General features: G+C 65.6%; 20 protein-coding genes. 10 read left to right on the top strand and 10 right to left on the bottom strand.

Annotated features, from left to right (window positions below):
• Positions 1–79: 79 nt before the first annotated feature.
• Positions 80–1,807, top strand: a complete 1,728-nt coding sequence (pilB, locus tag AC27VL_RS11025) for a type IV-A pilus assembly ATPase PilB (protein ID WP_191078242.1) — start codon at positions 80–82, stop codon at positions 1,805–1,807.
• A 67-nt stretch (positions 1,808–1,874) separates the two neighbouring features.
• Here pilB and AC27VL_RS11020 read toward each other — a convergent pair whose 3' ends face one another.
• The 4 genes from AC27VL_RS11020 to AC27VL_RS11005 form a co-directional block, all read right to left on the bottom strand.
• Positions 1,875–2,348, bottom strand: a complete 474-nt coding sequence (locus AC27VL_RS11020) for a hypothetical protein (RefSeq protein WP_488766420.1) — start codon at positions 2,346–2,348, stop codon at positions 1,875–1,877.
• Positions 2,330–3,448 carry a hypothetical protein gene (locus AC27VL_RS11015; protein WP_488766418.1) on the bottom strand — a complete coding sequence of 373 codons (1,119 nt, stop codon included), beginning with the start codon at positions 3,446–3,448 and terminating at the stop codon, positions 2,330–2,332. Before AC27VL_RS11015 ends, AC27VL_RS11020 begins: the two co-directional genes overlap by 19 nt.
• A gap of 235 nt (positions 3,449–3,683) precedes the next feature.
• Positions 3,684–5,057, bottom strand: a complete 1,374-nt coding sequence (locus tag AC27VL_RS11010) for a sigma-54-dependent transcriptional regulator (RefSeq protein ID WP_100553378.1) — start codon at positions 5,055–5,057, stop codon at positions 3,684–3,686.
• Positions 5,058–5,111: 54 nt separating this feature from the next.
• Positions 5,112–6,725 carry a sensor histidine kinase gene (locus tag AC27VL_RS11005; protein WP_108265606.1) on the bottom strand — a complete coding sequence of 538 codons (1,614 nt, stop codon included), beginning with the start codon at positions 6,723–6,725 and terminating at the stop codon, positions 5,112–5,114.
• Between the two features lie 377 nt (positions 6,726–7,102).
• On the opposite strand from AC27VL_RS11005, the gene sucC reads away from it, so the two are divergent.
• The 3 genes from sucC (at position 7,103) to AC27VL_RS10990 (ending at position 11,038) form a co-directional block, all read left to right on the top strand.
• Entirely contained in the window at positions 7,103–8,272 is a 1,170-nt protein-coding gene (gene sucC / locus AC27VL_RS11000; RefSeq protein ID WP_025874298.1) for an ADP-forming succinate--CoA ligase subunit beta, read from the top strand.
• A gap of 21 nt (positions 8,273–8,293) precedes the next feature.
• The gene (sucD, locus tag AC27VL_RS10995; protein WP_017356169.1) at positions 8,294–9,169 is read left to right on the top strand and encodes a succinate--CoA ligase subunit alpha; all 876 of its coding nucleotides are present in this window, start codon (positions 8,294–8,296) and stop codon (positions 9,167–9,169) included.
• Between the two features lie 234 nt (positions 9,170–9,403).
• On the top strand, positions 9,404–11,038 hold the full coding sequence (locus AC27VL_RS10990; protein ID WP_230110602.1) for an NAD+ synthase: 1,635 nt from the start codon (positions 9,404–9,406) through the stop codon (positions 11,036–11,038).
• A 99-nt stretch (positions 11,039–11,137) separates the two neighbouring features.
• Here AC27VL_RS10990 and AC27VL_RS10985 read toward each other — a convergent pair whose 3' ends face one another.
• Together AC27VL_RS10985 and AC27VL_RS10980 are read right to left on the bottom strand one after the other, a co-directional pair.
• Positions 11,138–12,337: a lipase family protein gene (locus tag AC27VL_RS10985; protein ID WP_100553375.1), complete on the bottom strand. Its 1,200-nt coding sequence runs from the start codon at positions 12,335–12,337 to the stop codon at positions 11,138–11,140.
• A 153-nt stretch (positions 12,338–12,490) separates the two neighbouring features.
• On the bottom strand, positions 12,491–13,375 hold the full coding sequence (locus tag AC27VL_RS10980) for an outer membrane protein assembly factor BamD (protein ID WP_100553374.1): 885 nt from the start codon (positions 13,373–13,375) through the stop codon (positions 12,491–12,493).
• A gap of 113 nt (positions 13,376–13,488) precedes the next feature.
• On the opposite strand from AC27VL_RS10980, the gene rluD reads away from it, so the two are divergent.
• From rluD to AC27VL_RS10965, 3 genes are read left to right on the top strand one after another with little or no spacing between them, the layout of a single operon-like run.
• On the top strand, positions 13,489–14,478 hold the full coding sequence (gene rluD, locus AC27VL_RS10975) for a 23S rRNA pseudouridine(1911/1915/1917) synthase RluD (RefSeq protein ID WP_089236593.1): 990 nt from the start codon (positions 13,489–13,491) through the stop codon (positions 14,476–14,478).
• Positions 14,478–15,245 (top strand): peptidoglycan editing factor PgeF, encoded by a 768-nt coding sequence (pgeF, locus tag AC27VL_RS10970; RefSeq protein WP_488766412.1) that lies wholly within the window; start codon positions 14,478–14,480, stop codon positions 15,243–15,245. The genes rluD and pgeF overlap by 1 nt, the downstream gene beginning before the upstream one ends.
• Entirely contained in the window at positions 15,245–15,670 is a 426-nt protein-coding gene (locus tag AC27VL_RS10965; RefSeq protein WP_100553372.1) for a thiol-disulfide oxidoreductase DCC family protein, read from the top strand. Before pgeF ends, AC27VL_RS10965 begins: the two co-directional genes overlap by 1 nt.
• A 127-nt stretch (positions 15,671–15,797) precedes the next feature.
• Here the strand turns inward: AC27VL_RS10965 and otsA are convergent, their stop codons facing one another.
• The 4 genes from otsA to AC27VL_RS10945 form a co-directional block, all read right to left on the bottom strand.
• Entirely contained in the window at positions 15,798–17,162 is a 1,365-nt protein-coding gene (gene otsA, locus AC27VL_RS10960) for an alpha,alpha-trehalose-phosphate synthase (UDP-forming) (protein WP_100460157.1), read from the bottom strand.
• On the bottom strand, positions 17,159–18,940 hold the full coding sequence (locus AC27VL_RS10955; protein WP_099820903.1) for a glycoside hydrolase family 15 protein: 1,782 nt from the start codon (positions 18,938–18,940) through the stop codon (positions 17,159–17,161). Before AC27VL_RS10955 ends, otsA begins: the two co-directional genes overlap by 4 nt.
• A 38-nt stretch (positions 18,941–18,978) precedes the next feature.
• Positions 18,979–19,737 (bottom strand): trehalose-phosphatase, encoded by a 759-nt coding sequence (otsB, locus tag AC27VL_RS10950; RefSeq protein ID WP_488766409.1) that lies wholly within the window; start codon positions 19,735–19,737, stop codon positions 18,979–18,981.
• Positions 19,738–19,893: 156 nt separating this feature from the next.
• Positions 19,894–22,338 carry a TonB-dependent receptor plug domain-containing protein gene (locus AC27VL_RS10945; protein WP_488766407.1) on the bottom strand — a complete coding sequence of 815 codons (2,445 nt, stop codon included), beginning with the start codon at positions 22,336–22,338 and terminating at the stop codon, positions 19,894–19,896.
• 241 nt (positions 22,339–22,579) lie between these two features.
• On the opposite strand from AC27VL_RS10945, the gene AC27VL_RS10940 reads away from it, so the two are divergent.
• The 3 genes from AC27VL_RS10940 to AC27VL_RS10930 all read left to right on the top strand — a co-directional run bounded on the left by AC27VL_RS10940 (position 22,580) and on the right by AC27VL_RS10930 (position 25,781).
• Entirely contained in the window at positions 22,580–23,056 is a 477-nt protein-coding gene (locus AC27VL_RS10940) for a DUF3574 domain-containing protein (RefSeq protein WP_165780999.1), read from the top strand.
• Between the two features lie 36 nt (positions 23,057–23,092).
• Entirely contained in the window at positions 23,093–23,953 is an 861-nt protein-coding gene (locus AC27VL_RS10935) for an SH3 domain-containing protein (RefSeq protein WP_488766405.1), read from the top strand.
• A gap of 109 nt (positions 23,954–24,062) precedes the next feature.
• Positions 24,063–25,781 carry a thiamine pyrophosphate-dependent enzyme gene (locus AC27VL_RS10930; RefSeq protein ID WP_488766403.1) on the top strand — a complete coding sequence of 573 codons (1,719 nt, stop codon included), beginning with the start codon at positions 24,063–24,065 and terminating at the stop codon, positions 25,779–25,781.
• Positions 25,782–26,190 lie beyond the last annotated feature (409 nt).

Here is a 26,190-nt window from a genome sequence, read left to right as displayed (position 1 = left end):
CTACGCGGTTAGTATGTCACCCCTATGCACAACACGGCGTCTGCCTTGGGCGGAGCGTCGGCCCCAGTAGAGGAATCGCATGAACGCCGTCACCACCGCCAATCTCGTCGGCATTACCGGCTTGGCCCGTCGCCTTGTGCAGGACGGCGCCTTGGATGAAGCCGGCGCCCGCGATGCCATGGCCAAGGCGACGGCCGCCAGGCAGCCGCTGCCAACATGGTTCGCACAGAACAAGGTCGTCGGCGCGGCCCAGTTGGCCGCCGCCAACTCGCTCGAGTTCGGCATGCCGCTGTTCGATGTGTCCACCTTCGACAGCAGCCAGAACGCGATGAGCCTGGTCAGCGAGGAACTGCTGCGCAAGCACAACGTGCTGCCGCTGTTCAAACGCGGCGGCAAGCTGTTCGTCGGCACCAGCAACCCCACCCACTCGCTGGATGAGATCAAGTTCCACACCAATCTGGTGGTTGAACCGATCCTGGTGGACGAGGACCAGATACGCCGCACGTTGGAGCAGTGGCATGCCAGCCACGACACCATGGGCGATGCGCTCGGCGGCGACGACGACGCCATGGCCAATCTCGACATCGGCGGTGGCGACGATGACATGGCCAGCACCGACAGCGGCATCGACGCCAAGGGCGACGATACTCCGGTGGTCAAGTTCATCAACAAGGTGTTGATCGATGCGATCCGCAAGGGCGCGTCGGACATCCACTTCGAGCCCTACGAAGACGACTATCGCGTGCGTCTGCGCATTGACGGCCTGCTGAAGATGGTCGCGCGCGCACCGACCAAGCTCAACCAGCGCATCGCTGCGCGCCTGAAAGTGATGGCGCAGCTGGATATCGCGGAAAAGCGCGTGCCGCAGGATGGTCGCATCAAGCTCAACCTGTCCAAGACCCGGCAGATCGACTTCCGTGTCAGCACGTTGCCGACGCTGTTCGGTGAGAAGGTGGTGCTGCGTATCCTCGATGGCAGCGCGGCCAAGCTGGGCATCGACAAGCTGGGTTACGAGCCGGATCAGCAGAAGCTGTTCCTGGAAGCGATCCACAAACCGTATGGCATGGTGCTGGTGACCGGCCCGACCGGTTCGGGCAAGACGGTGTCGCTGTATACCGCGCTGGGCATCCTCAACGACGAAACCCGCAATATTTCTACGGCCGAAGACCCGGTGGAAATCCGTCTGCCCGGCGTCAACCAGGTGCAGCAGAACAACAAGCGCGGCATGACCTTCGCCGCAGCCCTGCGCTCGTTCCTGCGACAGGATCCGGACATCATCATGGTCGGCGAAATCCGCGACCTGGAAACGGCGGAAATTGCGATCAAGGCCGCACAGACCGGTCACATGGTGCTGTCCACGCTGCATACCAACGACGCGCCGCAGACCATCGCGCGCCTGATGAACATGGGCATCGCGCCGTACAACATCACCAGCTCGGTGACGCTGGTGATCGCCCAGCGCTTGGCGCGCCGCCTGTGTTCGAACTGCAAGCGGCCGACAGACCTGCCCGCGCATGCGCTGCTGGCAGAAGGCTTCACCCAGGCGCAGCTGGATGCGGGCATCCAGCTGCACGAAGCGGTCGGCTGCGATGAATGCACCGAGGGCTACAAGGGCCGTACCGGTCTCTACCAGGTGATGCCGATGACCGACGAGATCGCGACCATCGTGCTGGCGGGCGGCAACGCGCTGCAGATTGCCGAGGCTGCGCAGGCGATCGGTGTGAACGACCTGCGGCAGTCGGCGTTGAAGAAGGCGGCTGCAGGTGTGACCAGCCTGGCAGAGATTAACCGCGTCACCAAGGATTGATGCAGTAGATCCGCGCCACGCGCGGCTAGCATGATGCATGGCTCTGCCGGCCAATGGCCGGCACCATTCATTGAATCCTGAGCAGGTACATATTGATTGCTGTCTGGTTCGTAACGTCATCTGCGTAGATGATCGACAGCATTACCGGGTCACCCTTGTCGCAGGACCACGGTGGGGTTGAGGCCTGCGATACTGTTGCCTTGCCGTCCGGTGTGAACACAAGGCATCCCTTCGGCAGGTACATCAGTTTGTCCGATCCGGTGATGTCGGTGGCAACGCCATTTGGGTCGATCAACTTGACCCGGAACTGCACGGTCGACCCCACTTTGACACCTGTGGAGGAGTCGAGCGCTGCTGCCTTGACGTTCTCACCGTCACCAACGATCGGCATTTTGGAAAGCTCCCATTCGCCGACGAGCTCTTTACCTTCCAGGGAGGCCTGCAGTGACCACGTAGGAGGCTGGTCCTCCTGAGCGACCGCTCCGAAGCTGATCAATGCAAGGCTGAGGCCGGTGAGTGAGGTCAGGGTCCAACTTCGCATACTTGCCCCTTGAGTTCGTCGTTGATTGGTTTCGGGCGGCCATCCAGAAATCTCTCAGCTTCGCAGAGGGTTCGAATCTCTCCGCGAACGGCGCTGATCAGGGTGCTGCCGAACTTGTAGTAGACCTCTGGAAACCCTGGCTGGGTTTCCCGCAGGCAAGGTTCGATCCTTTCGCCGACAAGGTTCCAGTCTCTTTGACTACCGCAGCCGTGTACGACCAGGCTGTTACGAAGATCTGTCGCGACGTGATACCAGCCCATAAGGGCGAAGCACTCTTGCTTTGCGACCCAGTTACCTCCGAATTTCGCTTTCAGCCTTATCATGTTCGCGGTGCATGAAGTCTCTATAGGCTGCCAGGAGTTCTGCTTTTCCAGATATGGGTCGACAAAGCCCGGAATGACGTTGTCCATCCATTTGCAGTTATCCATATCACATCGCAATGCGCAGGATTCCCGCGCGATGCAGGTCTGCTGTACATGGAATGGATAGGTCGGACTGGAGGGCGCCGGTGTTGATGTCTCGAGCTGGGCGATGCTCTTGCCGCACCCGAAATTCTTGTTGTCTGGGTATTTTGCACAATCACCTGCAGGGCGCAGGCATTCTCCGTTGCTGAACATCATACTGAACCCAGGCCTGCAGACTCCGTAGATGCTGAGGTATCGCGAGGTGTCGTAGGCGTTTCCTGGCGGAGAGAGGCCATCAGGGCGATAGCTTTGGCAGGTGTGCGTGAATTTCAGCGCTCCGTACCAACGCTGCGTGTACGCGTTATAGCTGACTTCCGTGTAATCCGTTTTCACCGGCCCACACTTTGTCCTCCAGACCGAAGCAGGTTGAGGAAGATCCCAGCCGTTCTTGTTGATGTAGTCCCCAATCCCTCTGGCTTTGGCCTGAGCTTCGGTCGAATACTGAGGGCTGCGATATTCATATGGTCCTGCTTTCCCTCCAGTGAAAATCGTGCAGGGGCCTGTCTCGCAGTAGGCGTAGAACTCAAGATCTTTCCTGAGGTCCTGGGCGATAGCGCTGGAAACAGGCGCCGTCCCGGCGAGAAGGAAAATCAAAACAAGCAGGCGGCGAAGTGTGCCTGATGCATTCCGTTGCATTGTGCCGTCCCTGATCCCGGAGGGGGGGGCGCAAATATAGCGCAGGCATCGGGCCGGAGAGCACATGCGGAGGGCAGATTGAGACCCACTTCGCGTTAACTGCTGAAGGAGCAGCAAAGTCGTGCTGGGCCGACACAGTCTTGCCGCTCAACGTTAGTACCTACCGATGCTCCGTAGATCCACGCCATGCGTGGATGCACGGTGCATGAGGTTGCCGGCCAGCGGCCGGCACTACCTACTCCATCCCCAGCTTCTTCAGCTTGTAACGCAGCGCGCGGAAGGTGATGCCCAGCTGCGCGGCGGTACGGGTCTTGTTCCAGCGGTTTTCTTCCAGCGCGCGCTGGATCGCACTGCGCTCAAGCTGCTCGATGTACGAGGGCAGGGCGGCGCTGCCGGGGTGCAGGTCGACCACTGCTTCGGCATGGGCGGCACTGCCCGGTGAGCGCGGCGCGTGCTGCGGCAGGCGCAGGTCGTCGGCACCGATGCGGTCTTCTTCCGCCAGCGCCAGCGCGCGTTCCAGGATGTTCTCCAGCTCGCGCACGTTGCCGGGGAAGCCGTACTGGGCCAGCGCGTCCAGCGCCGAGGGCGCCAGCAGCGGGGTGGCGCGGCCGTGGCTGCGGGCCAGCCGTGCCAGGATTGATGCGGCCAGCGCCGGCAGATCCTGGCGGCGCTCGCGCAGCGGCGGCACGCGCAGTTCGATCACGTTGATGCGGTAGTACAGGTCGTGGCGGAAACGCCCGTCTTCGACCAGCTCGGCCAGATCCTTGTGGGTGGCCGAGAGGATGCGCACATCCACCGGCTCTTCGCTGGGCGCGCCAACCGCACGCACCGATTTCTCCTGGATCGCACGCAGCAGCTTAACCTGCATCTGCAGCGGCAGTTCGGCCACTTCATCCAGGAACAGGGTGCCGCCGTGCGCGGCCTGGAACAGCCCCGGCTTGTCGGCATGGGCACCGGTGAAGCTGCCCTTGCGGTGGCCGAAGAACTCGCTCTCCATCAACTCGGTGGGGATGGCGCCACAGTTGACCGGCACGAACGGCCCGGCCGCGCGTGCACCCTGTGCGTGGATGGTGCGTGCGACCAGTTCCTTGCCCACCCCGGACTCGCCCAGGATGTAGACCGGTGCCTGGCTGCGCGCGACCTTGCTGATGGTGGCGCGCAGTACGTCCATGGCCGGCGATTCGCCGAGCAGGCGCGCGGCTTGTTCCGCGGCGGGGCCGGCAACGGGGCGTTCGCTGTTGTTGAGTTCCAGTGCATGCTTGACCAGGCCGCGCAGCACGGTGATGTCCACCGGCTTGCTGACGAAATCGAAGGCGCCGGCTTTCAGTGCTTCCACTGCCAGGTCCATGCTGCCGAAGGCGGTGATCATCGCCACCGGCGTGCGCGGGTAGTGCTGGGCGATCTCACTGACCAGTTCGATGCCGTTGCCGTCGGGCAGGCGCATGTCGGTGATGCACAGGTCGTACGGATTGCTGGCCAGCAGTTCGCGGGCTTCGGCGAGGTTGGCGGCGGTGCTGATGCGCAGGCCCATGCGGCCGAGGGTCAACACCAGCAGTTCGCGGATATCGCGTTCATCGTCGACGACGAGGGCGCTGCGGGTTTCGTTCATGGGAGGGAAAGATAGCCGAGGGGGTGGGAGGCGACAAATGTTTGACGCGTGGGATCAGTGCGGAAGCAGGGTGTGCGGGCCGGGCAGAACCAATCGGAAGCAGGAGCCGCCGGCGGGGACGGGAATGTAATCCAGCCGCGCCTGGTTGGCCCGGCACAGCTCGCGGGCGATATACAGGCCCAGGCCGGTGCCGTGCTCGGAGGTGGTGAAGAAGGGGCGGAACAGCTGCGCGGCGACGGTCTCGGGAATGCCGGGGCCACGGTCCATTACGTCGATCACCGCACTGCGTTCGTGCTGGGCCACGCGCAACCGCACGCGCGCGGGCTGCTCGCCGATGCGGCCGTATTTCAGGGCGTTGTGCACCAGCACGGTCAGCACCTGGTACAGGTGTCGCGGGTCGACCTGGGCCGGCACCGAGGTATCGTTGATGATCGGTTCGATGCTGTCCGTTTCCAGCGTCTGCCCCTGCTTGTACTCCAGCACGAAGCGGCGCACGAAGGCGGCGAGGTCGACGTTTTCCGGATTGGCGCGTTCGCGCCGGGCCAGGCCCAGCACGCTCTCAACGATGCCGTTGGTGCGTTGGCACTGCTGGTGGATGATCTGCAGCAGGCGGCGGTCGCTGTCGTTGAAGCCGGTGCCTTCCTCGAGCAGCTGCACGGCGTAGTTGATGGCCGCCAGCGGGTTGCGGATCTCGTGGGCGAGGCTGGCCGAGAAGCGCCCCATCGCCGACAGGGTGAGCGATTCGGCGCGGCGCGAGACCACGCTGGAGTCATCCAGGAACACCAGCACCAGGTCGCTGCCAGCCAGCAGGCGGGCGAAGCGCGGTTGCACTTCCGGCTGGTCGGGGTTGAGCTGCAGTGGCATTTCATCCTGCGCCCAGCCGTTGCGCCACCGTTGCAGGCGCCGGGCAAGTTCGGGGGCGACGCTGGCCAGGTCGAGGCGGCCGGAATCGCTGTTGCCATCACTGTCGCCGAGCAGGATCGAGGCGGCTTCGTTGGCCAGGGTGATGCGGTTGTCGGCGTCCACCACCACCACGCCGGTACGCATGCGGCGGATGATCAGTTCGTTGATCTGGAACAGGTTGGCTACTTCGTCGCCGCGCTGGTTGGCCAACTGCTGGTTGCGGCGCGCGCGGTTGCCGACCTGGTAGCTGATGAAGGCCAGCGCCAGGTAACTGGTGGCGAACATCGCCAGTTCTGCCAGGGTGCGGGTGGGATCGCCGCCTTCCAGCACTTTCCACAGGTATTCGGCGGCGGTGGCGACGCTGGCGGCCAGCGCCAGCAGCAGGCCCCAGCTGAGCGGCAGCAGGGTGGCGGCGGCGGCGATGTTGAACAGCAGCGACATCGAGATGCCGGCGCTGGCACCGGGCAGGGCGTGCGCCAGCAGGCTGGCGGCGACGATGTCCAGCAGCACGCCACCGACCACGATCTGCCGCAGCCAGCGTTCGTTGCGGCCGATCACCAGCCACAACAGGGACAGCAGCAGGTAAGCCGCGCCTACGCTGTTGGCCAGGCGAGGGTGGTGGGCTTCGCCGACCATGGCCGACAGCGGGCTGTACAGCAGGGCGGCGATGACCGAGGCGATCAGCACCCGGTACAGGGCGAAGAAATACAGCTCTCGCCGCGGTATCGATTCGATGCGGTCGATCAATGAAGCACTGGGTGACACGCCGGAACTCCCCTTCTGGCTGCCTGGAACTGGATCATGCCGGCGGTGGGCCGAACCTTCCCGACGTCCCCCGATCGTCGGATCTGCTCGCTGCCCGGTTACCGGCACCGTGGGCTCGAATTTACGGGGTCAGTATAGGGCGCCTGCAGCGGGCTGGGCTGCGCAATCGGCCGGTGCCGGCGCGGGGGACGTGGTCCAGGCCGTGCCGCAACTGCCTGAATGACCGTGGAAATCTGGCCGGTTCCGGCCTTTTGTCCATACTTCTTTGCGCCCCGGCGCTGGCTCGGCCACAATAGTGGGCCCGCCGCGGTCCATGCCGGCGCCCCGCCGGGGCCCTGAGGAATTGCGTGCGGTCGTTCCTATTCCCACGGTGACGCATGAATTTCCACGAATACCAGTCAAAACAACTGCTTGCCGAGTACGGCATCCCGGTCCCGGCCGGCAAGGTCGCTGCGACCCCGGACGAAGCTGTTGCCGCTGCCAACTCCCTGGGCCAGGGCCCCTGGATGGTCAAGGCGCAGATCCACGCTGGCGGCCGCGGCAAGGCTGGCGGCGTCAAGTTCTGCAAGACCACCGACGACGTGAAGGCCGCTGCGGCCAAGATGCTCGGCACCAAGATGGCCACCTACCAGACCGCTGGCGTTGAACTGCCGGTCAACCTGGTGCTGGTGACCACCGCTGGCGAGATCGTCAAGGAACTGTACCTGTCGGTGCTGGTTGACCGTGGCACCAAGACCATCACCTACATCGCTTCTTCGGAAGGCGGCGTGGAGATCGAGCAGGTCGCCGCTGAAACCCCGGAGCTGATCCACTCGCTGAACGTCGACTTCGTCGAAGGCGTGCAGGGTTACCACGGTCGTGATTTCGGCTTCAAGCTGGGCCTGACCGCCAAGCAGGCCGGCCAGTTCGCCAACATCATGGTGAACCTGTACCGCCTGTTCAACGAAAAGGACCTGGCGCTGGTTGAAATCAACCCGCTGGCCATCCTGGATGACGGCAACCTGTACGCGCTGGACGGCAAGTTCGACAGCGACGACAACGCCGCGTTCCGCCAGAAGGCCCTGGTCGCCATGCGCGACAAGACCCAGGAAGATCCGACCGAAGTGATCGCTTCGGAGCTGGACATCAACTACGTCACCATGGACGGCAACATCGGCTGCATGGTCAACGGCGCAGGCCTGGCCATGGCCACCATGGACGTCATCAAGCTCAACGGCGGCGAGCCGGCGAACTTCCTGGACGTGGGCGGCGGTGCCAACAAGCAGCGCGTCATCGAAGCGTTCAAGCTGATCCTGTCCTCGGACAAGGTCGAAGGCATCTTCGTCAACATCTTCGGCGGCATCGTCCGCTGCGACATGATTGCCGAAGGCATCATCGCCGCTGTGAAGGAAGTGGGCGTCAAGGTTCCGGTCGTGGTGCGTCTGGAAGGCACCAACGTGGAAGAAGGCAAGCAGCTGCTGCGTGACAGCGGCATGGCCATCATCCCGGCCGACAACATCAACGACGGTGCCAAGAAGGTCGTCGAAGCTGTCAAGAACGCCGCCTGATCCGACACCGAAGGAAATCCAATGTCAGTTTTGATCAATAAGAACACCAAGGTGATCGTGCAGGGCTTCACCGGCCAGCAGGGCACCTTCCACGCCACTCAGATGATCGAGTACGGCACCCAGGTTGTTGGCGGCGTGACCCCGGGCAAGGGTGGCACCACCCATATCGACCTGCCGGTCTTCAACACCGTTGCCGACGCCGTGCAGAGCACCGGCGCCAACGCTTCGGTCATCTACGTGCCGCCGCCGTACGCGGCTGATGCGATCCTGGAAGCCGCTGCTGCCGGCATCAAGGTCATCGTCTGCATCACCGAAGGCATTCCGGTGCTGGACATGCTGCGCGTCAAGAACGTGCTGACCCGTTCGCATCCGGACACCGTGCTGATCGGGCCGAACTGCCCGGGCGTCATCACCCCGGGTGAGTGCAAGATCGGCATCATGCCGGGCCACATCCACAAGCCGGGCAAGATCGGCATCGTGTCGCGTTCGGGCACCCTGACCTATGAAGCGGTCAAGCAGACCACCGAAGTCGGCCTGGGCCAGTCCACCTGCATCGGCATCGGTGGTGACCCGATCAACGGCCTGAACTTCGTCGACTGCCTGAAGCTGTTCAACGAAGACCCGCAGACCGAAGGCATCATCATGGTCGGCGAAATCGGCGGCGACGCTGAAGAAGCCGGTGCCGAGTACATCAAGAACCACGTGAAGAAGCCGGTCGTCGGTTTCATCGCCGGTGCTTCGGCTCCGGCCGGCAAGCGCATGGGCCACGCCGGTGCGATCGCATCGGGCGGCAAGGGCACTGCCGAAGGCAAGTTTGCTGCAATGGAAGCTGCTGGCGTCGTCACCGTGCGTTCGCCGGGCGACCTGGGTGCTGCCATCGCCAAGCTGGTGAAATAAGATCGACTGCCTCTGGCAGACGATTCTGTAGAGCCGAGCCAACGCTCGGCTGCCTGAAACAGAAAGGCCGCCTCCGGGCGGCCTTTCTGCGTCTGGTGTCCTGAGCATCGCAGCCAACCCCATCCACGCATGGCGTGGATCTACTGAGCAGGGCCTGTCCATGGAGTGGGAGCGCCCGGCGCGCTGATGGCGCGGCGCTACAATGTGCGTATTGCAACCACAGGCTGGACCCTCATGGCTTCGATCCGCATCGCGATGGCGCAGTTCGACTTCCCGGTTGGCGATGTCGCCGGCAACACCGAGCGCATCATCGAGATGATCGGCCAGGCGCGCGACGAGTACGGCGCCGGGCTGGTGATGTTCCCCGAGCTGGCAGTCAGCGGCTATCCGCCAGAGGACCTGCTGCTGCGCCCGGGCTTCCTGTACGAGTGCGAGCAGGCGATGACCCGCATTGCGGCGGCGTGCCGTGGCATCACCGCCGTGGTCGGTTGGCCGCAGGCGGCCGGTGCGGTGGTCTACAACGCGGCCAGCGTGCTGCGCGATGGCCTGGTGGAGCAGACCTACCGCAAGCGCGAGCTGCCCAATTACGCGGTGTTCGACGAGCGTCGCTACTTCGACGTCGACCCGGACGGTGGCAGCTGCGTGTTCGAGGTTGATGGCATTCCGGTGGGCCTGCTGATCTGCGAAGACCTGTGGTTCGCCGAGCCGCTGGCCGATACGGTGCGTGCCGGTGCGCAGCTGGTGGTGGTGCCCAACGCTTCGCCCTACGAACGCGGCAAGCATGCCCAGCGCGATGCGGTGCTGGCGGCACGTACCCGCGAAAGCGGCGCGGCCATCGCCTACCTCAACGTGGTGGGCGGCCAGGATGCGCTGGTGTTCGATGGTGCATCGGTGGTGGCCGACGGCGATGGCACGGTGCATCCGGCGGCGGCTGCCTTCGTCGACCAGTGGCTGGTGGTGGAGTACGACGGCGCTACGCGCCGCTTCATGCCGCACGTGTGGATGGACGACGGCGACGAAAGCATGGATGCGCTGGCCTGGCGCGCGGTGACCCGCGGCATCCAGGACTACTGCAGCAAGAATGGTTTCAAGAAGGTGTGGCTGGGTCTGTCCGGCGGCATCGACTCGGCGATCGTGCTGGCGATGGCGGTCGATGCGCTGGGCGCGGAGAACGTCACCGCCGTGCGCCTGCCCTCGCGCTATACCGCAGGCATGTCCAACGACCTGGCCGCCGAGCAGTGCGAAGCGCTGGGTGTGAAGCTGGAAGCCGTTTCCATCGAGCCGGCATTCCAGGGCCTGATGCAGGCGCTGGCGCCGATGTTCGAGGGCACCACGCCGGATGTGACCGAAGAGAACCTGCAGTCGCGCAGCCGTGGCGTGATCCTGATGGCGCTGGCCAACAAGTTCGGTGGCCTGCTGCTGACCACCGGCAACAAGAGCGAATACGCGGTCGGCTACGCCACGATCTATGGCGACATGTGTGGCGGCTACGCGCCGCTGAAGGATCTGTACAAGACCGAGGTGTTCGGCCTGTCCAAGTGGCGCAACACGGTGGGTGGCGCACCGGTGATCCCGCCGGCGGTGATCAGCCGCCCGCCATCGGCCGAACTGCGCGAGAACCAGACCGACCAGGATTCGCTGCCGGCCTACGATGTGCTGGACGGCATCCTGTACCGCTACATCGACCAGGAGCAGTCGCGCACCGAGATCGTCGCCGCCGGCTATGACGCGGCGGTGGTGGATCGTGTGCTGCGGCTGGTGCGCATCAGCGAGTGGAAGCGTCACCAGGCCGCGCCGGGCCCGAAGGTCTCACGCCGCGCGTTCGGGCGTGAGCGCCGGTACCCGATCAGCAACGGCTACAAGAGCTGAGGGCCGGTCGCCGGGCCCAGCCCGGCGCTACCAAACGATAGGTAGTGCCGGCCGGTGGCCGGCAACCGCGTGAACCGCCCATCCACGCATGGCGTGGATCTACTGGGCTTCGTTGAGCAGCTGTTCCAGGCCGGCGGTTTCAGCGGCCTCGTTGAAGGAATCGTTGCCCAGCCGCGCACGAACGAATGCAAGGCCATCGGCCGCCGCGGCGTCGAGTGTGCCCCGATGGTCGACCGGGTATCGGCGGAATGCCACCGGTTCGGCGCGCAGGGCCAGGCCGACCGCATACAGCAGGGTGGTCAGATAGGGCACGTCGCGGTCCTGGCTGCCGTGGCCCAGCATCAGCGGCTGGCTGAAGCCCCGCCGTGGCACGCCCAGGTAGTCATGCAGCAGTGCCCAGATGCCCGGTACCGAGGTCAGCGGCGCGCTGAACATTTCTCCTGTATTGGCGCCTTCCAGGGTGGCAGCCAATGGGCCGAGGCACTGCTGGCGCGCCAGCGCGACCCGTGCATGGCCTTCATCGCTGAGCACCTGCGCGATGCGCGGTTCCACCTGCAGCAGGCCATCGAGCAGGTAGGCGTGATAGGCGTTGACCGCCCCGGGATTGGGGGCGCGGTTGTCGGGCTTCATGACCAGCGCGGTCAGTTCGACGGCCGTGGGCGTGCCGGTGGTGAAGCTGCCGCGGTACTGCAGCGAGGGTCCATAGGAGGGTGCCAGATAGCCGGCAGTGAGTGCGGCGGCGCCGCCCTGCGAGTGGCCCACGGAGACCCAGCGTGGTGACAGCGTGGCGTTGCCGAGGAAATGGCGGCCGGCCTTGATGAGGTCGATGGCGTTGCGCGCGGAGGTACGCACGTGCAGGTAGGCATGGTCACCCGGGCTGCCCAGGCCTTGGTAATCGGCTGCAACGACGGCATAGCCCTGTCCCAGGAACTGGTCGAGGAAGCGGCCATCGCGCTCGGGCTGGTAGGGGCCCGATACCGAAGGCGCGCAGTGATCGGCGATGCCCTGGGTGCCGTGTGCCCAGGACACCACCGGCCAGCCACCTGCCGGCGCAGGCCCGGCGGGCAGGTAGACCAGCCCGGTGGCCTGGGCCAGGCGACCGTGATGATCGGGGGTGCGGTAGGCCAGCTTGTAGGCCTGGGCGGCCTGGGAGGGCACCCAGCTGGCGCGGTAGGGCGAGGCTGAGAGCAGGTCGCCCGGCTGCGCTGCGAGGGCGGCAACGGGGCTGGCGGCCAGAACGAGCAGGGCCGTGACCAGCAGGGTCGGGCGGGGGCGGAACCGCAGGGACGATGAGGACATGTGGCGCTCCATGCAGGCCGGGATGGCCTTTGCGCCGCAGTCTGGAAGCTGTCCTTCGCGCTGACTGGGACGGACGTCGCAGCGATCGCGGATTCGGAGAATTCCTAGCGATGACGCCAGGCAAAAAAAAGGCCCCTTGCGGGGCCTCTTTTCTTACTTCTTTTCCAGTCGCGCGTTGCGCTGGCCGGTGGCGGCGGACTTCTCGCCGGCAAACGGGTTCAGCTTGCGGACCATCCACGGGTACTTCGGCCACTTGCCTTCCAGCCACGGGTGGTCCGGCTGGTTCAGCTGCAGAACGCGGCGGGCGTCGTCGGCCAGGGTCTTGTTGCCCAGGTGGGTATAGGAATCGGCCAGTACCGCCACGGCATCGTTCTGGAACGCGCTCTGCGGGTAGGTTTCCAGCAGGTAGTTGGCGCGGCCGGCGGCCGAGACCCACGCGCCACGGCGCATGTAGTACAGGGCATTGTCGAGCTCGTGCTGGGCGAATACGTCACGCAGCACCAGCATCCGCTGGCGCGCATCGGCGGCATAGCGGCTGTTGGGGTAGCGGTCGACCACGATGTTGAAGTCTGAATACGCCTGGTGCGGCGTGGACAGATCGCGGCGGCTTGCGTCCAGCGACCATACGCGACGCAGGAAAACCGTATTGCGGTTGGAGTTGGCCAGGCCGCGCAGGTAGTACAGGTACGCGATGTTGCGGTGGGTCGGGTAGGTACGGATGAAGCGGTCGATGCTGGACACCGCGTCATCGTGCTTGCCGGCCTTGTACTGGGCATAGGCCGATTCGATCATCGCCTGCTCGGTGTACGGGCCGTAGGGATACTGCGCCACCAGACGGCGGAAGCTGGCTTCAGCGCCGCTCCAGTTGCCGCCTTGCATCAGCTTGTGGCTCTTTTCGTAGAGCTGTTCGACCGGGGTGCCTTCATCAGGGCGATCGCCCTTGGTGCCGCGGTTGCAGCCGGTGGCGACGATGACCAGCACCAGCAGAAGGGCGGTGAGGCGGACGGGCGCGGAGAGCAGGACGGAGCGTCGGATCATGGGGTCAATGCGGGACGCGGCTGGAATACGAAGGGTCGATGATAGCCTAGTGTCCTGTCCAGCGACTGAAACCGGCTCGCCGGGACCCCAAAATTTCAAAGATGCCCCCTGCCATGTCTGAACAACCCTCCGAATCGGCCCGCCAGGCCATTGTCCCCGACACCTCCGCCGGCCGTCGTTTCGACGCGGTCGTGGCCGAGCTGTTCCCCGAATACTCCCGCTCCCGCCTGACCGAGTGGATCAAGGCCGGCGACGTCCTGCTGGACGGCGCACAGGCGCGCCCGCGCGACGCACTGCGCGGCGGCGAGGTGGTCACCCTGCAGGTGGTGCTGGAAGCCCAGACCACCGCCGAGCCGGAAGACATCCCGCTGGACGTGCTGTTCGAGGACGAGCACCTGCTGGTGATCAACAAGCCTGTTGGTCTGGTCGTGCACCCCGGCGCCGGCAACCACAGCGGCACTCTGGTCAATGCGCTGCTGTACCGCGACCCGTCGGTGGCGGTGCTGCCGCGCGCGGGCATCGTGCATCGCCTGGACAAGGACACCAGCGGCGTGATGGTCGTGGCCCGCACGCTGGAAGCGCAGACCGCGCTGGTCGAGCAGCTGGCCGCCCGTGACGTGCACCGCCAGTACCTTGCCGTGGTGATGGGCGCGCTGGTGGCCGGTGGTACGGCCGATGCGCCGATTGACCGTCACCCGCGCGACCGCCTGAAGATGGGCGTGCGCGAGGATGGCAAGGAAGCGGTGACCCATTACCGCCTGCGCGAGCGCTTCCGCGCGCATACGGCGCTGGAATGCCGCCTGGAAACCGGGCGTACCCACCAGATCCGCGTGCACATGGCGCACCTGCGTCATCCGATCGTGGGCGATCAGCTGTACGGCGGCGCGCTGAAGCTGCCCAAGGGTGCAAGCGACGAGCTGGTGGCCGCGCTGCGCGGCTTCAAGCGCCAGGCCCTGCATGCAGAGACTCTGGAGTTCGTGCATCCGATCAGCGGTGAGCCGGTGCGCAATACCGCGCCGGCGCCGGCCGACATGCTGCACCTGATGAAGGTGCTGCGCGAAGACAGCGCCGCCTTCGCCGAACGCGAGCGGGACCGCTGGTAATGAATACCGCGCTGCCGCTGCTGCAGGCCGATTGGCCGACGCACCCGGGTGTGCATGCGCTGACCACGCGCCGGCACGGCGCGGGCGCCTCGCCGGAGCCGTTCGCCCAGTTCAACCTGGGCAACCGGCACGCGGCCGACGGTGACACGCCGGCCAACGTTGAGCACAACCGGCAGTTGCTGCAGCAGGGGCTGGCGTTGCCATCGGCGCCGCATTGGCTGCGCCAGGTACACAGCAGCACCGTGCTGCGCTTTGGCGCGCCGCCGGTGGAGGGAGCCAGCGAGCCGGTGGCCGATGCCGCGGTGACCTCGGTACCGGGCGTGGTGCTGGCGATCCTCACTGCGGACTGCCTGCCGGTGGTGTTCGCCGCCGTCGATGGCAGCGAGGTGGGCGCTGCCCATGCCGGTTGGCGTGGACTGGCCGACGGCATGCTGGAGGCCACTGTGGCCGCCATGCAGACGCCGCCGGCACAGCTGCGCGCGTGGCTGGGCCCGGCAGCGGGACCGGCTGATTACGAGATCGGCGAAGAGGTGTACCACGCCTTCGTCGGCCATGACGCGGCCGCTGCTTCGGCCTTCATGGCGACCCGGCCCGGCCACTGGAAGGTGGATCTGTTCGCGCTGGCGCGACAGCGCCTGCAGGCGGCGGGCATGGGCCTGGGCAACATCCACGGCGGCACGGTCTCGACCATGGCGGATGCGGACCTGTACTCGCATCGCCGCGACCGCCGTACCGGCCGGATGGCGACGCTGGTGTGGATGGACTGATGCGGGGCGATCGCGTTGCGGGGGCAGAACCTGGCGGTGTGATCGTCTTCGACGGCGTCTGCGCGTTGTGCAGCCGCTGGGTGCGTTTCCTGCTGCGGTTCGACCGGCAGGAGCGCTTTCGCTTCGCGGCAATGCAGGGCGCGCAGGGCAGCGCGCTGTTGCGGGCGCACGGCCTGGACGCGCACGACCCGACGTCGTTCCTGCTGCTGGACGGGCAGGGCGCGTGGACCGATACCGATGCGATCCTGCGCGTTCTGGACGCACTGGGCGGTGCTTGGCGCCTGGCGGGCGTGCTGCGCGTGCTGCCACGGCGCTGGCGCGATGGTGCGTACCGCGTGCTGGCACGCAACCGCTATCGCTGGTTCGGGCGGCATGACGCCTGCTTCCTGCCGACGCCGGCACAGGCCGCGCGCTTCCTCGATTGATCGCCTGTTGTTGTAGAGCCGAGCCATGCTCGGCTGGCTCTTCCGCAGAGTTGAGCGGAGCAATCGAGCATGGCTTGACTCTACAAAAGCCAGCCGAGCATGGCTCGGCTCTACAGGAGCTCTTGCCTCAGCCCTCCAGCGCCTCGAGGTAGCTGCGGCGCCAGTGGTTGATGTCGTACGTGCGCAGATGTTCCATCATCGCGTGCCAGCGTTCCTGGCGCCTGCGCAGTGACATCGTGGCGGCGGTGGCAATGGCATCGGCCACACCATCCAGATCGTGCGGGTTGACCAGCAGTGCCTGCTTCAGTTCATCGGCGGCGCCGGCCAGCAGGGACAGCACCAGTACACCGGGATCTTCCGGGTCCTGCGATGCCACGTATTCCTTGGCGACCAGGTTCATGCCATCGCGCAACGGGGTGACCAGGCCGACAGCGGCGGCGCGGTAGAAACCGGTCAGGGTGGCGTGGGTGAAGTTCTGGTTGACGTAGCGCAGCGGGGTCCAGTCGGGCTCGGCGTGGCCACCGTTGATGTGGCCGGCGATCTGCTCCAGCTGGCTGCGCAGTTGCCGGTACTCGGTGACATCGCCGCGCGAGACCGGCGCGATCTGCAGGTAGGTGAGCGAGCCGCGCTGGTCGGGATGGCGCTGCAGGTAGCGTTCGAAGCCGAGGAAACGCTCGGGCAGCCCCTTGGAGTAGTCCAGGCGGTCCACGCCGATGGCGAGCTGGCGGTCGCGCAGGCTGCTGCGCAGGTTCTTCACTGCCGCCTTGCTGGCGGCGGTGCTGGCCTGGCGGGCGATCAGCTCGGTGTCGATGCCGATCGGGAACGCCGCGGCGCGGAAGTGGCGTCCACCGGGCGCTTCAAGGTTGCCGTTGTCGAGCACCCGACCGCCGCCGAACAGGCGCAGGTAGGTCTGGAAGCGATCGGCATCGCGCTGGGTCTGGAAGCCGACCAGGTCGTAGGCATACAGCGCCGAGAACAGCCGCAGATGGTCGGGCATGGCCTGCAGCAGGTCGGCCGAGGGCATCGGGATGTGCAGGAAGAAGCCGATGCGGCAGCCGATGCCGCGCTCGCGCAGCATCGCGCCGAGCGGAATCAGGTGGTAATCGTGGATCCAGACGATGTCGTCTTCGCGCAGCAGCGGCGCCAGCTTGTCGGCGAACAGTGCGTTGACCCTGTGGTAGGTCTCGCGGGTGCCGCGGTCGTAGTCGACCAGATCCAGGCGGAAGTGCAGCAGGGGCCACAGGGTGCGATTGGCGAAGCCGTTGTAGTAGCCGTCCACATCACGCTTGGCCAGGTCCATGGTGACGTACTGGATATCGCCGTCGCGCTGTTCGTGCAGCGCGCCACTGGCCTCGCGCACGCTCTTGCCGCTCCAGCCGAACCACAGCCCGCCGCGTTCTTTCAATGCCGCCAGCAGGCCCACGGCGAGGCCACCGGCGCGGTTTTCACCGGGGACGGCCACGCGGTTGGAAACGATGACAAGACGGCTCACGAGGCCTCCTGCCAGGAACGCGACAGGCGCATGGCCGCGGTGATCAGGCCGACATGCGAGTAGGTCTGCGGGAAGTTGCCCCAGGCTTCACCACCGTCGAAGGCAAGGTCCTCCGACAGCAGGCCCAGATGATTGCGTTGCTGCAGCAGCGCTTCGAACATCTCACGCGCTTCATCCATGCGGCCGATCGCAGCGAGCGCATCGATGTACCAGAACGTGCAGATGGTGAAGCTGGTTTCCGGCTCGCCGAAATCATCCGGTGCGATGTAGCGGTACAGCGCGTTGCCATGCTTGAGGTCACGGCCGATGGCCTCGACGGTGGCGACGAAGCGTGCGTCGTTGGCGTCGATGAAGCCGATGTCGGCCAGCAGCAGCAACGAGGCATCCAGTCGATGGCCATCGAAGGTATCGGTGAAGTGGCCGAGCTCCTCGCTCCAGGCTTTTTCCATGATGCGTGCGTGGATGGTGTCGGCACGTTCGCGCCAGTACTGCGCGCGGTCATCACGCTTCAGGCGCACGGCGATCTTGCACAGGCGATCGCACGCCGCCCAGCACATCGCGCTGGTGTAGGTGTGCACTTCGGTGCGGCCGCGGAATTCCCACAGGCCGGCGTCGGGCACGTCGTGCAGTGCGAAGGCCTGTTCACCCAGCGGTTCCAGCCGTGCGAAGGTATGGCTGTCACCCGGATCCTGCAGGCGGCGGTCGAAGAACAGCTGGGTGGAGGCCAGCACCACGCTGCCGTAGACATCGTGCTGGCGCTGCACCCAGGCCAGGTTGCCGCGCCGCACCGGGCCCATGCCGCGGTAGCCGGACAGGCTGGGTACTTCATCCTCGTCCAGCTTGGCTTCGAAGCCGATGCCGTACAGCGGCTGCAGGGTGCCGTCGGTGGTGGCGAGGTTGAAGATGTAGCCGAGGAACTGCTCCATCGTGCGGGTGGCGCCCAGGCGGTTCAACGCGCGCACCACGAAGGCGGCATCGCGCAGCCAGCAGTAGCGGTAATCCCAGTTGCGCACGCTGCCGGGCGCCTCCGGAATCGAGGTGGTCATCGCCGCGATGATCGCGCCACTGTCCTCGTACTGGCAGAGCTTGAGGGTGATCGCACTGCGGATCACCGCGTCCTGCCATTCCAGCGGAATGGACAGGTAACGCACCCATTCGCGCCAGTAGTCGCGGGTGCGCTGGAACGCTTCCTGCACGTAGCCGCTGATGGAACGGTTGAGCGATTCATCCACGCCCAGGATCAGATGGATGGGATGGTTGAGCACGAACGGCATGCCATCACGCACAAAGCGCACCGGGACATCGGTGGTCAGGCGCAGCACATGCTCGGGCAGGATCCAGCGCACGTGGTTGCTGCCCCAGGTGGACTCGGGCACGCGCGCGCCCCAGTCGGCCAGTGGGCGTGCGCGGATGACGATGCGCGGGCTGCCGGACAACGGACGCACCTGGCGGATCAGGCTGACTGGCCGGTAGAAACGATCGTTCTGGCGCCAGCGCGGGGCGAAATCGAGGATTTCCAGCGCGCCGCCATGCGCATCGCGCAGCACGGTGCGCAGGATCGCGGTGTTGGTGAGGTATTCCTGTTCGCTGTCGGCGAAGTCCTCCAGCTCGATGGCGAAGTCGCCGCCGGTCTGCTGGTTGGGGCTGAGCAGGGCACAGAAGGTCGGGTCGCCGTCGAAGGTCGGCAGGCAACTCCAGACAACACGGGCGTGTTTGTCGACCAGGGCGCCGAAGCTGCCGTTGCCGACCACGCCCAGATCAAGATCGGGTTGGGTCATCACGCGGTACATCTCGGTTGCGGCCGTGGGGGCCGGGGTCAATACGCATTCTCACGCAGCCAGGCGTGCACGCTGCGTATGTCGGGCAGCACGAACACCGCCGCGCTGGGTTCACGTTCGCCGATCAGCACGCTCCAGCCGTGCAGGCCGTTGGCTGCATCGAAGCCGAATTCATCGGTCAGGTCATCACCGAGGAACACCGGCAGACGCCCACGGAACGGCAGGTACTGCATCAGCCGACGTACGGCCCGGCCCTTGTTGGTAGCCACCGGAACGAATTCAACGACATGGTCGCCGGGCTGCAGGCGGTAGCTGGCGCGGCCGCGGATGTGGCGGTCGGCGAAGGCACGCACGTCGTTGGCTGCATGCGGCGCGCCACGCCAGTGCAGGGCCAGGCCTACGCCCTTGTTCTCGACCAGTACGCCGGGGTGGCCATGGGCGAAACGCATGGCTTGTTGATGAAGGGCATGCAGCCAGTCGGCGGTGTCGTCGCCATGCTCATCGCGTATCACGTGCCCGTCCTGTGCACGCAGCTCGTGGCCATGCAGGCCCGCGGCGGGAAGCTTGAGCGGCGCGAACAACTGGTCCAGCTGTTCAAGCGGGCGACCACTGACCAGTGCCACGGCACCTTCCAGTCGATCACTGATGCGGCCGATGGCTTCACGCACATCGGGGAGAAGCTGCACGGCGTCGGGGCGTGCAGCGAATTCGATCAGGGTGCCATCCACATCGAGGAACAACGCACAGGCGTCGTCCAGCAATGGAGGTGGCGGACGCAGGGGGAGCGGTTCAGCCATGGCGACCACCATGCCAGCGCCAGCGTGTACGTGGGGTCGAGGTCAGGCTACGGCTGGTAGCGCCGGCTGGTGCGGACCAACGGTCCGCACCAACCCGCAGCGATCAATGGCGTCCCGGTGGGTGCCGACCGTTGGTCGGCACGCCGTTCGCAGCAATCAGAACGTGTAACGCACGCGCCCGTAGTAATACGCACCGTTGCTGCCGATCGGCGACAGAACGTCGTAGGGCAGGTTGCCGAAGTAGTGGATGTCCTCGTTGGAGCGATCCGGGTAGTTGTCGGTCAGGTTCTGCCCACCGATGGCCACGCTCCACTGCGGCGTGATGCGGTACTCCACTTCCGCATCCAGCTGCCACTCGGCCTGGTAGGTCTGGCGCGGAATGTAGCCATCGCCGAAGTTGAATACGCGGGTGGCGCTGCCGTAGCGGTTCACCCGGCTGCTCAGCGACCAGCGGTCGTTGCTCCAGCTGGCCGCGAAACTGCCACGGGTGCGCGGCGTGGCATCGGTCAGCGTATTGGTCTCTTCGATGCCGAACAGTACGTAGTCCGGGTCGAGTGCCTGCAGTTGCGCGGGCGTGGCCAATACGTTCTTCAACGTGGTCTTGGTGTAGGCGTAGGTGCCGGTCAGCAGCAGCTGGCCATCGCCCAGCGACTGCCGCCAGTTGCTCACCAGCTCGGCGCCGCGGGTTCGCGTGTCGGCGGCGTTGACGAAGAAGCTGGCGCTCTGCAGGCCGCTGACGCCGTAGTTGGTGGCCACGTAGTCGGTCAGCGCATCGCCGGTGATGCTCTCCGACAGTGCGATGCGGTCGTCGATGTCGATCTGGAAGAAGTCCAGCGACAGGTCGAAGTGCTCGCCGATGCGGCTGGTGAAGCCGAGCGAGGTGTTCAGCGACTTCTCCGGCTTCAGGTCCTGCGCACCCAGGCCACGGGCGATGGGATTGTTGACCGAGAGCAGGCGGCCCTGTACCAGCTGGCCACCGGCGTTGTAACCGGTGGAGGTGGATTCGTAGCCGATCTGCGCCAGCGACGGCGCGCGGAAATTGTTGGAGATCGCACCGCGCAGGGCGAATGCGGGGGTGAATTCGTAGCGCAGGCCGAGCTTGCCGGTCAGCTCGCCACCGAAGTCATCGCTGTGTTCGTACCGCGCGGCCAGATCGGTGGAGAATTTCTCGCCGAACTGGCTGGACAGGCTGGCGTAGGCGCTGGCCACATCACGCGACAGGGTGGCCGCGTCCTGCGGGGTCAGGCCGCCACCTGCCTGCGAGCCAGTGGGACGATCGGTGTACGGGCCGGCGGCGTAGCTGGCCGGGTCGCCTGGACGCGTCTGGTAGCGCTCGTGGCGGGCTTCCGCACCCAGGCCCAGGGTGTGGCTGATGCTGTCGGACTGGGAGAACACGCGGCTCAGATCGAAGTTGCCCACGGTCTGCGCGTACTCGTAGTCGGCGGTCTTGAAGCGGGTCGGGCTGGTCGGGCCCAGCGAGGCGTTCAGCGAATCGCGCAGGCGGTAGGTGAAGTCGTTCTGGCCGTAATCCAGGCTGCCGTCGTAAGCCCATTCGCCCCACTGCCCGCGCACACCGGCCACCGCCTGCACGTCGCGGTTCTCGCCTTCGGAGATCGGCCGGTAGCCGTTGGGGTAGACCTGCTTCCAGTTGGCATCGCCGTCGGGGTAGCGGAAGTAGTTCGCGCCTTCGGTATCGCGCTGGTTGAACGTGCCGAACGCATAGAACGTCGCGGTCTTTCCGACCGGGATCTCGGTGTTCAGCCACAGGTTGATGTCCTTGCTGGCGCCATCACCGAGCACATAGTTGCGCTTGCCCTGCAGGGCAAGATTGGCCTCGGTCTGGTCCCACGGCGGAATCTGGTCGAAGCCGGCGCGGTTGGTGCCGTTGCGCTTCTTGTATTCCAGGCCCACGCGCAGGAAGCCGCCGTCCTCGCCCAGCGAGGTGCCGACCTTGGCGCTGATGTTGCCGGTCTGGCCATCAGTGAGGGTGCGGCCGATCGGCTTGAGATCCGTGTGGTTGGCGCCGTAGCTGGCTTCGATCTCGCCGCCGTCGCCGCCGTTGTCGAGAATCACGTTGATCACGCCGGCCACCGCATCGGAGCCGTACAGCGCACCGGCGCCATCACGCAGTACTTCGATGCGCTTGATGGCGCTGACCGGAATCGAATTGAAGTCGACCGGGGTGGTGCCCTTGCCGATCTTGCTGTCGGTGTTGACAAGCGCGGTGTGGTGGCGGCGCTTGCCGTTGATCAGCACCAGTACCTGGTCCGGCGACAGCCCGCGCAGCTGCGCGGCGCGCACGTGGTCGGCGCCGCCGGAGTTGGACTGGCGCGGGAAGTTGAACGAGGGCAGCAGGGCCTGCAGGGCGCTGCCCAGCTCGCCATTGACCACGCCGGCCTTGCGGATGTCCTCGGCGGTCAGCACGTCCACCGGCGAAGTGGATTCAAGCACGGTGCGGTCGGCGGCGCGGGTGCCGGTGACGATCACCGTGTCCAGGTTGGTGGCGGCGTCCTGGGCCGAAGCCAGGGCGGGGGACAGGGCGGGGGACAGGGCGAGCGCGATGGCGAGGCCGAGCGGCGACGCGGACAGGCGGGGGGACATGCGGACTCCAGCAGCAACGACGTGGGGAAGGGGCGGGGGAGATAGCTTCACTTACATCCATCCGGATGAAGCGATATATTATCTTGGCGTGAGGAGGTGGTGCGATGCAAGCCCCGTCTCCCATTGCATCACTTCATGCCCTGCCGGCATGAGGGCATTGGTTGCAGCCGCAACCGAGGCGCAGGTGTACCCTCCGTGCCCCTTCGTCGTGCTTTTTCCCCTTCCCGGAGTGCTGTTCCTGATGAAACACCTTGGCCTTGTCTTCGCCGTGCTGCTGGCAACCAGTGGCTGCGCCAGCCTGTCTTCCAAGGCGCCCAGCGCCTATGCCACCACCGCCGACCTGCAGGGCGACGCCGCGCGTCCGTCCAGCGGCCACGGCTGGGTGCGCAGCGAGCTGTACTTCGGTGTGGGCGAGGAGCAGGGCGCCGGTGACCGCCCGCAGGCCGACACCATCAGCGATGCGCAGTGGCGCGCTTTCCTGGACAAGGAAGTGACACCGCGCTTCCCGGATGGGCTGACTGTGTTCGATGCCTACGGCCAGTGGCTGTTCCGCGGCGATGCCACGCCCAACCGCCTGCGCACCAAGGTGCTGGTGGTGCTGCACGAGGACAGCCCGCAGCGCCGCGCCGACATCGAGGCCATCCGGCTGGCGTGGAAGCAGCAGACCAAGCACCAGTCGGTGCTGTGGTCGCGGCAGCCGGTTGACGTATCGTTCTGACCCAGAGGCGCCATAGTGGCGCTGCAGGGAATGACGATGAAACCCAGGGATGTGTTGTTGGGCGCGATGCTTGCCGGCGTGTTGGCGCCCGTGGCGCAGGCGCAGGATGAGGGCCAGGGCCCGCTGCGGTTTTCGCCGGCAGCGGGCGTGCAGGTGACGGCCGAGGTGCAGGAGGACGGCATGCTTGCCGTGCTGCTGCAGCCGGCAGGGAAGCGCCAGCGATTGCCTGGCGCGCCGGACGCCGATGGCAATTCGCGCCTGAGCGCGGAGGACCTCGATTTCGATGGACACCCTGAACTGGTCGCGCGCGCAGCGGTGGGCATGGTCAATGAGGCTGTTGCGGTCTATCGCTTCGACGCGGGCAGTGGTGAATTCCGCGCGCTGAAGGCGGTGACTCATGGACACGATCAGTGCGGTGAGCTGATGGGCCTCACTGCCGATGCCGCCACGCGCACGCTGACTGCCAGTTGCCGCAGTGGGCCGATGTGGTACACCGACGTGTATCGCTTCAACGGCCCGCAGCTCTATCTGTATCGGGGTGAGAATGTGCTGATGCTGGGCGATACGCTCAACCGAGCGCTGCGCTGGGAAGAGACCGAAAATCAAGGCCCGCTGGCGGTGTGGCGCACCTATGATCCTGCCGGCAAGGCGCTGGAAAGCGCCATTGGCGACGGGTTGGGCGCACCAGCCAGCCGCGCACCGCTGCGGGGCCAGGAAGCCACCGTGGTGCCAGCGCGCCTGTTCCTGTTCGACCGGCCCGGCGCATCAAGCACCAAGCGCTACCTGGTGCAGGGTGATCGCGTGGAAATGCTGGATGAGCAGGACGGCTGGGTGAAGCTGCGTTACCGCAATCCGAAACAGGGCGCGATCGAGGGCTGGATCAACGTCAACGATTGACGGCAGCGCTGCCCGTAGTTTGCACAACAAGGCGATCGGCCTCTTGCCCACGGCAGCATCACTTCACCGGGTCTAGCCTCGGGTTTCCCCCGAACCAGGCTGCAGCACCATGAGCAAGCGCGTTGCCGAGATCGTCGTCGATACATTGCAGCAGGCGGGCGTCCGCCGTTGTTATGGCATCGTCGGCGACACCCTGAACCATGTCACCGACGCACTGCATCGTAGTGAGATCGAGTGGGTGCATGTGCGCCACGAAGAGGTCGCGGCGTTCGCGGCCGGTGCCGATTCATTGATCAGCGGCCAGCTGACCGCCTGCGCGGGCTCGTGCGGGCCTGGTGGCCTGCACTTCATCAACGGCATCTTCGAGAGCAACCGCAACCGCGCGCCGATGGTGCTGATCGCCAGCCAGGTGGTCACCAGCGAACTTGGCATGGAATTCCCGCAGGAAGTGGATTTCAAGGCGGTATATGGCAGCTGCACGGTGTTCTGCGAGCAGGTGCACAGCCCGGCGCAGGCGCGCCGCGTGGTGGCGCTGGCCTGCCAGGCGGCCATCAGCCGGCGCGGCGTGGCGGTGGTGATCCTGCCGGCCGACATCAGCGAAGCGGAAGTGAAGCACGATGTGCCGTTCTCGGTGCATTACACCCAGCCGGTGCTGCGCCCATCCGATAGCGAACTGCAGCAGATTGCCGAACTGCTGGGGCAGGGCAAGCGTATCGGCATCTATGCCGGCGCCGGTTGCCAGGGTGCGCATGCACAGTTGCTGGAACTGGCGCGGCGCCTGCAGGCACCGGTGGCGCACACGTCGCGTGCGAAGGACTTCGTCGAACCGGACAACCCGTACAACATGGGCATGACCGGTGTGTTCGGCATCGAATCCGGCTTCCATACGTTGATGGAGTGCGACACGCTGCTGCTGCTCGGCGCAGATTTCGCCTGGGGCCAGTTCTATCCGGACAAGGCCACGATCATCCAGGTCGACCGCGATGGCAGCCACCTCGGCCGCCGCCATCCGGTGAACCTGGGCGTGGTCGGTGATATCGCACCGACGCTGGATGCGCTGCTGCCAATGTTGCCCCCGCGCGAAGACAGCAGCTTCCTGGACGAGTGCATCCAGCATCGCGACAAGGCGCTGAAGAAGCGCGAGCAGGAGGAGCAACCCGGTGAAGGCGAGCTGATCCATCCGCAGCACCTGACCGCGCTGCTGTCCAAATACGCTACCGACGACGCACTGTTCACCGCGGACGGTGGCTCGCCGATGGTGTGGGTGCTGCGCCACATCCGGGTGAACGGCCGGCGCCGCACGTTGACCAGCCTGCTGCACGGCACGATGGCCAACGCGATGCCGCAGGCGCTGGGTCTGCAGAAGGCATTTCCGGGAAGGCAGGTCATTTCGTTGTCCGGCGATGGCGGGCTGGCGATGCTGCTGGGCGATCTGCTGACGGCGGTGCAGGAAAATCTTCCGATCAAGGTGGTGGTGTTCAACAACGGCTCGCTGAACTTCGTCGAGCTGGAGCAGAAGGTGGAGGGCCTGCTGGACAACTACACCGACCTGAAGAATCCGGACTTCGGGCGGTTGGCCGAGGTGATCGGCTTCCACGGCCGCACGGTGACCCGCAGCGAGGATCTGGAGGAAGCGGTGCAGGATTTCCTGGCCCAGCGTGGGCCGGCCCTGCTGGACGTGCACACCAGTCGCGCGGAGCTGGTGATGCCGCCGCAGATCGAGGCCAAGCAGGTGGCGGGTACGGCGCTGTACGCGGCCAAGGCGGTGCTGAGTGGTCGCATCGACGACGTCAAGCATCTGCTGGTGGACAACTTCCTGAAGAAGTAAGAGGTTGGGTTTGATGCAGGGCTGCGCCCTGCACCCGCCGAGGCCAGAGCAACAGCCGAAGCAACAGCAACAGCTTGCTATCCGTGGGATGGCGGGGTGGGTCCGGTTGCGGGGGACGCCGTAAACCCATCCTTGGGGGCTTGGCCGCGGCATCCATGCCGCGGACACCCCCGCCACCGGACCCACCCCGCCTTCGACAGATTTCCGCGATCTGTGGGAATTGCATGGCCTGCTCTTGGTGGATGTCGACTGCTCTTGGTGGATGTCGACCTTGGTCGACACGGTAGATCCACGCTATGCGTGGATGCTTCCCGGTAGTGCCGGCCGCTGGCCGGCAACCAGGCAGATGCCTGCGATCAGGCGCTTGAGAGCGCAGCGACCGGCTTCTGCTTTTGATCTTTTGATTCTC

Source organism: Stenotrophomonas sp. 14P6.2.3 (assembly GCF_057799055.1).
Note: the sequence above shows the minus strand (reverse complement) of the source record. Positions and strands in the feature narration are given on the sequence as shown.

What these genes read in the sequence shown, in the direction of transcription:
- pilB (WP_191078242.1), top strand. Translation starts at nt 80, where the DNA reads ATGAACGCCGTCACCACCGCCAATCTCGTCGGCATTACCGGCTTGGCC.
- AC27VL_RS11020 (WP_488766420.1), bottom strand. Translation starts at nt 2,348, where the DNA reads ATGCGAAGTTGGACCCTGACCTCACTCACCGGCCTCAGCCTTGCATTG.
- AC27VL_RS11015 (WP_488766418.1), bottom strand. Translation starts at nt 3,448, where the DNA reads ATGCAACGGAATGCATCAGGCACACTTCGCCGCCTGCTTGTTTTGATT.
- AC27VL_RS11010 (WP_100553378.1), bottom strand. Translation starts at nt 5,057, where the DNA reads ATGAACGAAACCCGCAGCGCCCTCGTCGTCGACGATGAACGCGATATC.
- sucC (WP_025874298.1), top strand. Translation starts at nt 7,103, where the DNA reads ATGAATTTCCACGAATACCAGTCAAAACAACTGCTTGCCGAGTACGGC.
- sucD (WP_017356169.1), top strand. Translation starts at nt 8,294, where the DNA reads ATGTCAGTTTTGATCAATAAGAACACCAAGGTGATCGTGCAGGGCTTC.
- AC27VL_RS10990 (WP_230110602.1), top strand. Translation starts at nt 9,404, where the DNA reads ATGGCTTCGATCCGCATCGCGATGGCGCAGTTCGACTTCCCGGTTGGC.
- AC27VL_RS10985 (WP_100553375.1), bottom strand. Translation starts at nt 12,337, where the DNA reads ATGTCCTCATCGTCCCTGCGGTTCCGCCCCCGCCCGACCCTGCTGGTC.
- AC27VL_RS10980 (WP_100553374.1), bottom strand. Translation starts at nt 13,375, where the DNA reads ATGATCCGACGCTCCGTCCTGCTCTCCGCGCCCGTCCGCCTCACCGCC.
- rluD (WP_089236593.1), top strand. Translation starts at nt 13,489, where the DNA reads ATGTCTGAACAACCCTCCGAATCGGCCCGCCAGGCCATTGTCCCCGAC.
- pgeF (WP_488766412.1), top strand. Translation starts at nt 14,478, where the DNA reads ATGAATACCGCGCTGCCGCTGCTGCAGGCCGATTGGCCGACGCACCCG.
- AC27VL_RS10965 (WP_100553372.1), top strand. Translation starts at nt 15,245, where the DNA reads ATGCGGGGCGATCGCGTTGCGGGGGCAGAACCTGGCGGTGTGATCGTC.
- AC27VL_RS10955 (WP_099820903.1), bottom strand. Translation starts at nt 18,940, where the DNA reads ATGACCCAACCCGATCTTGATCTGGGCGTGGTCGGCAACGGCAGCTTC.
- otsB (WP_488766409.1), bottom strand. Translation starts at nt 19,737, where the DNA reads ATGGCTGAACCGCTCCCCCTGCGTCCGCCACCTCCATTGCTGGACGAC.
- AC27VL_RS10945 (WP_488766407.1), bottom strand. Translation starts at nt 22,338, where the DNA reads ATGTCCCCCCGCCTGTCCGCGTCGCCGCTCGGCCTCGCCATCGCGCTC.
- AC27VL_RS10940 (WP_165780999.1), top strand. Translation starts at nt 22,580, where the DNA reads ATGAAACACCTTGGCCTTGTCTTCGCCGTGCTGCTGGCAACCAGTGGC.
- AC27VL_RS10935 (WP_488766405.1), top strand. Translation starts at nt 23,093, where the DNA reads ATGAAACCCAGGGATGTGTTGTTGGGCGCGATGCTTGCCGGCGTGTTG.
- AC27VL_RS10930 (WP_488766403.1), top strand. Translation starts at nt 24,063, where the DNA reads ATGAGCAAGCGCGTTGCCGAGATCGTCGTCGATACATTGCAGCAGGCG.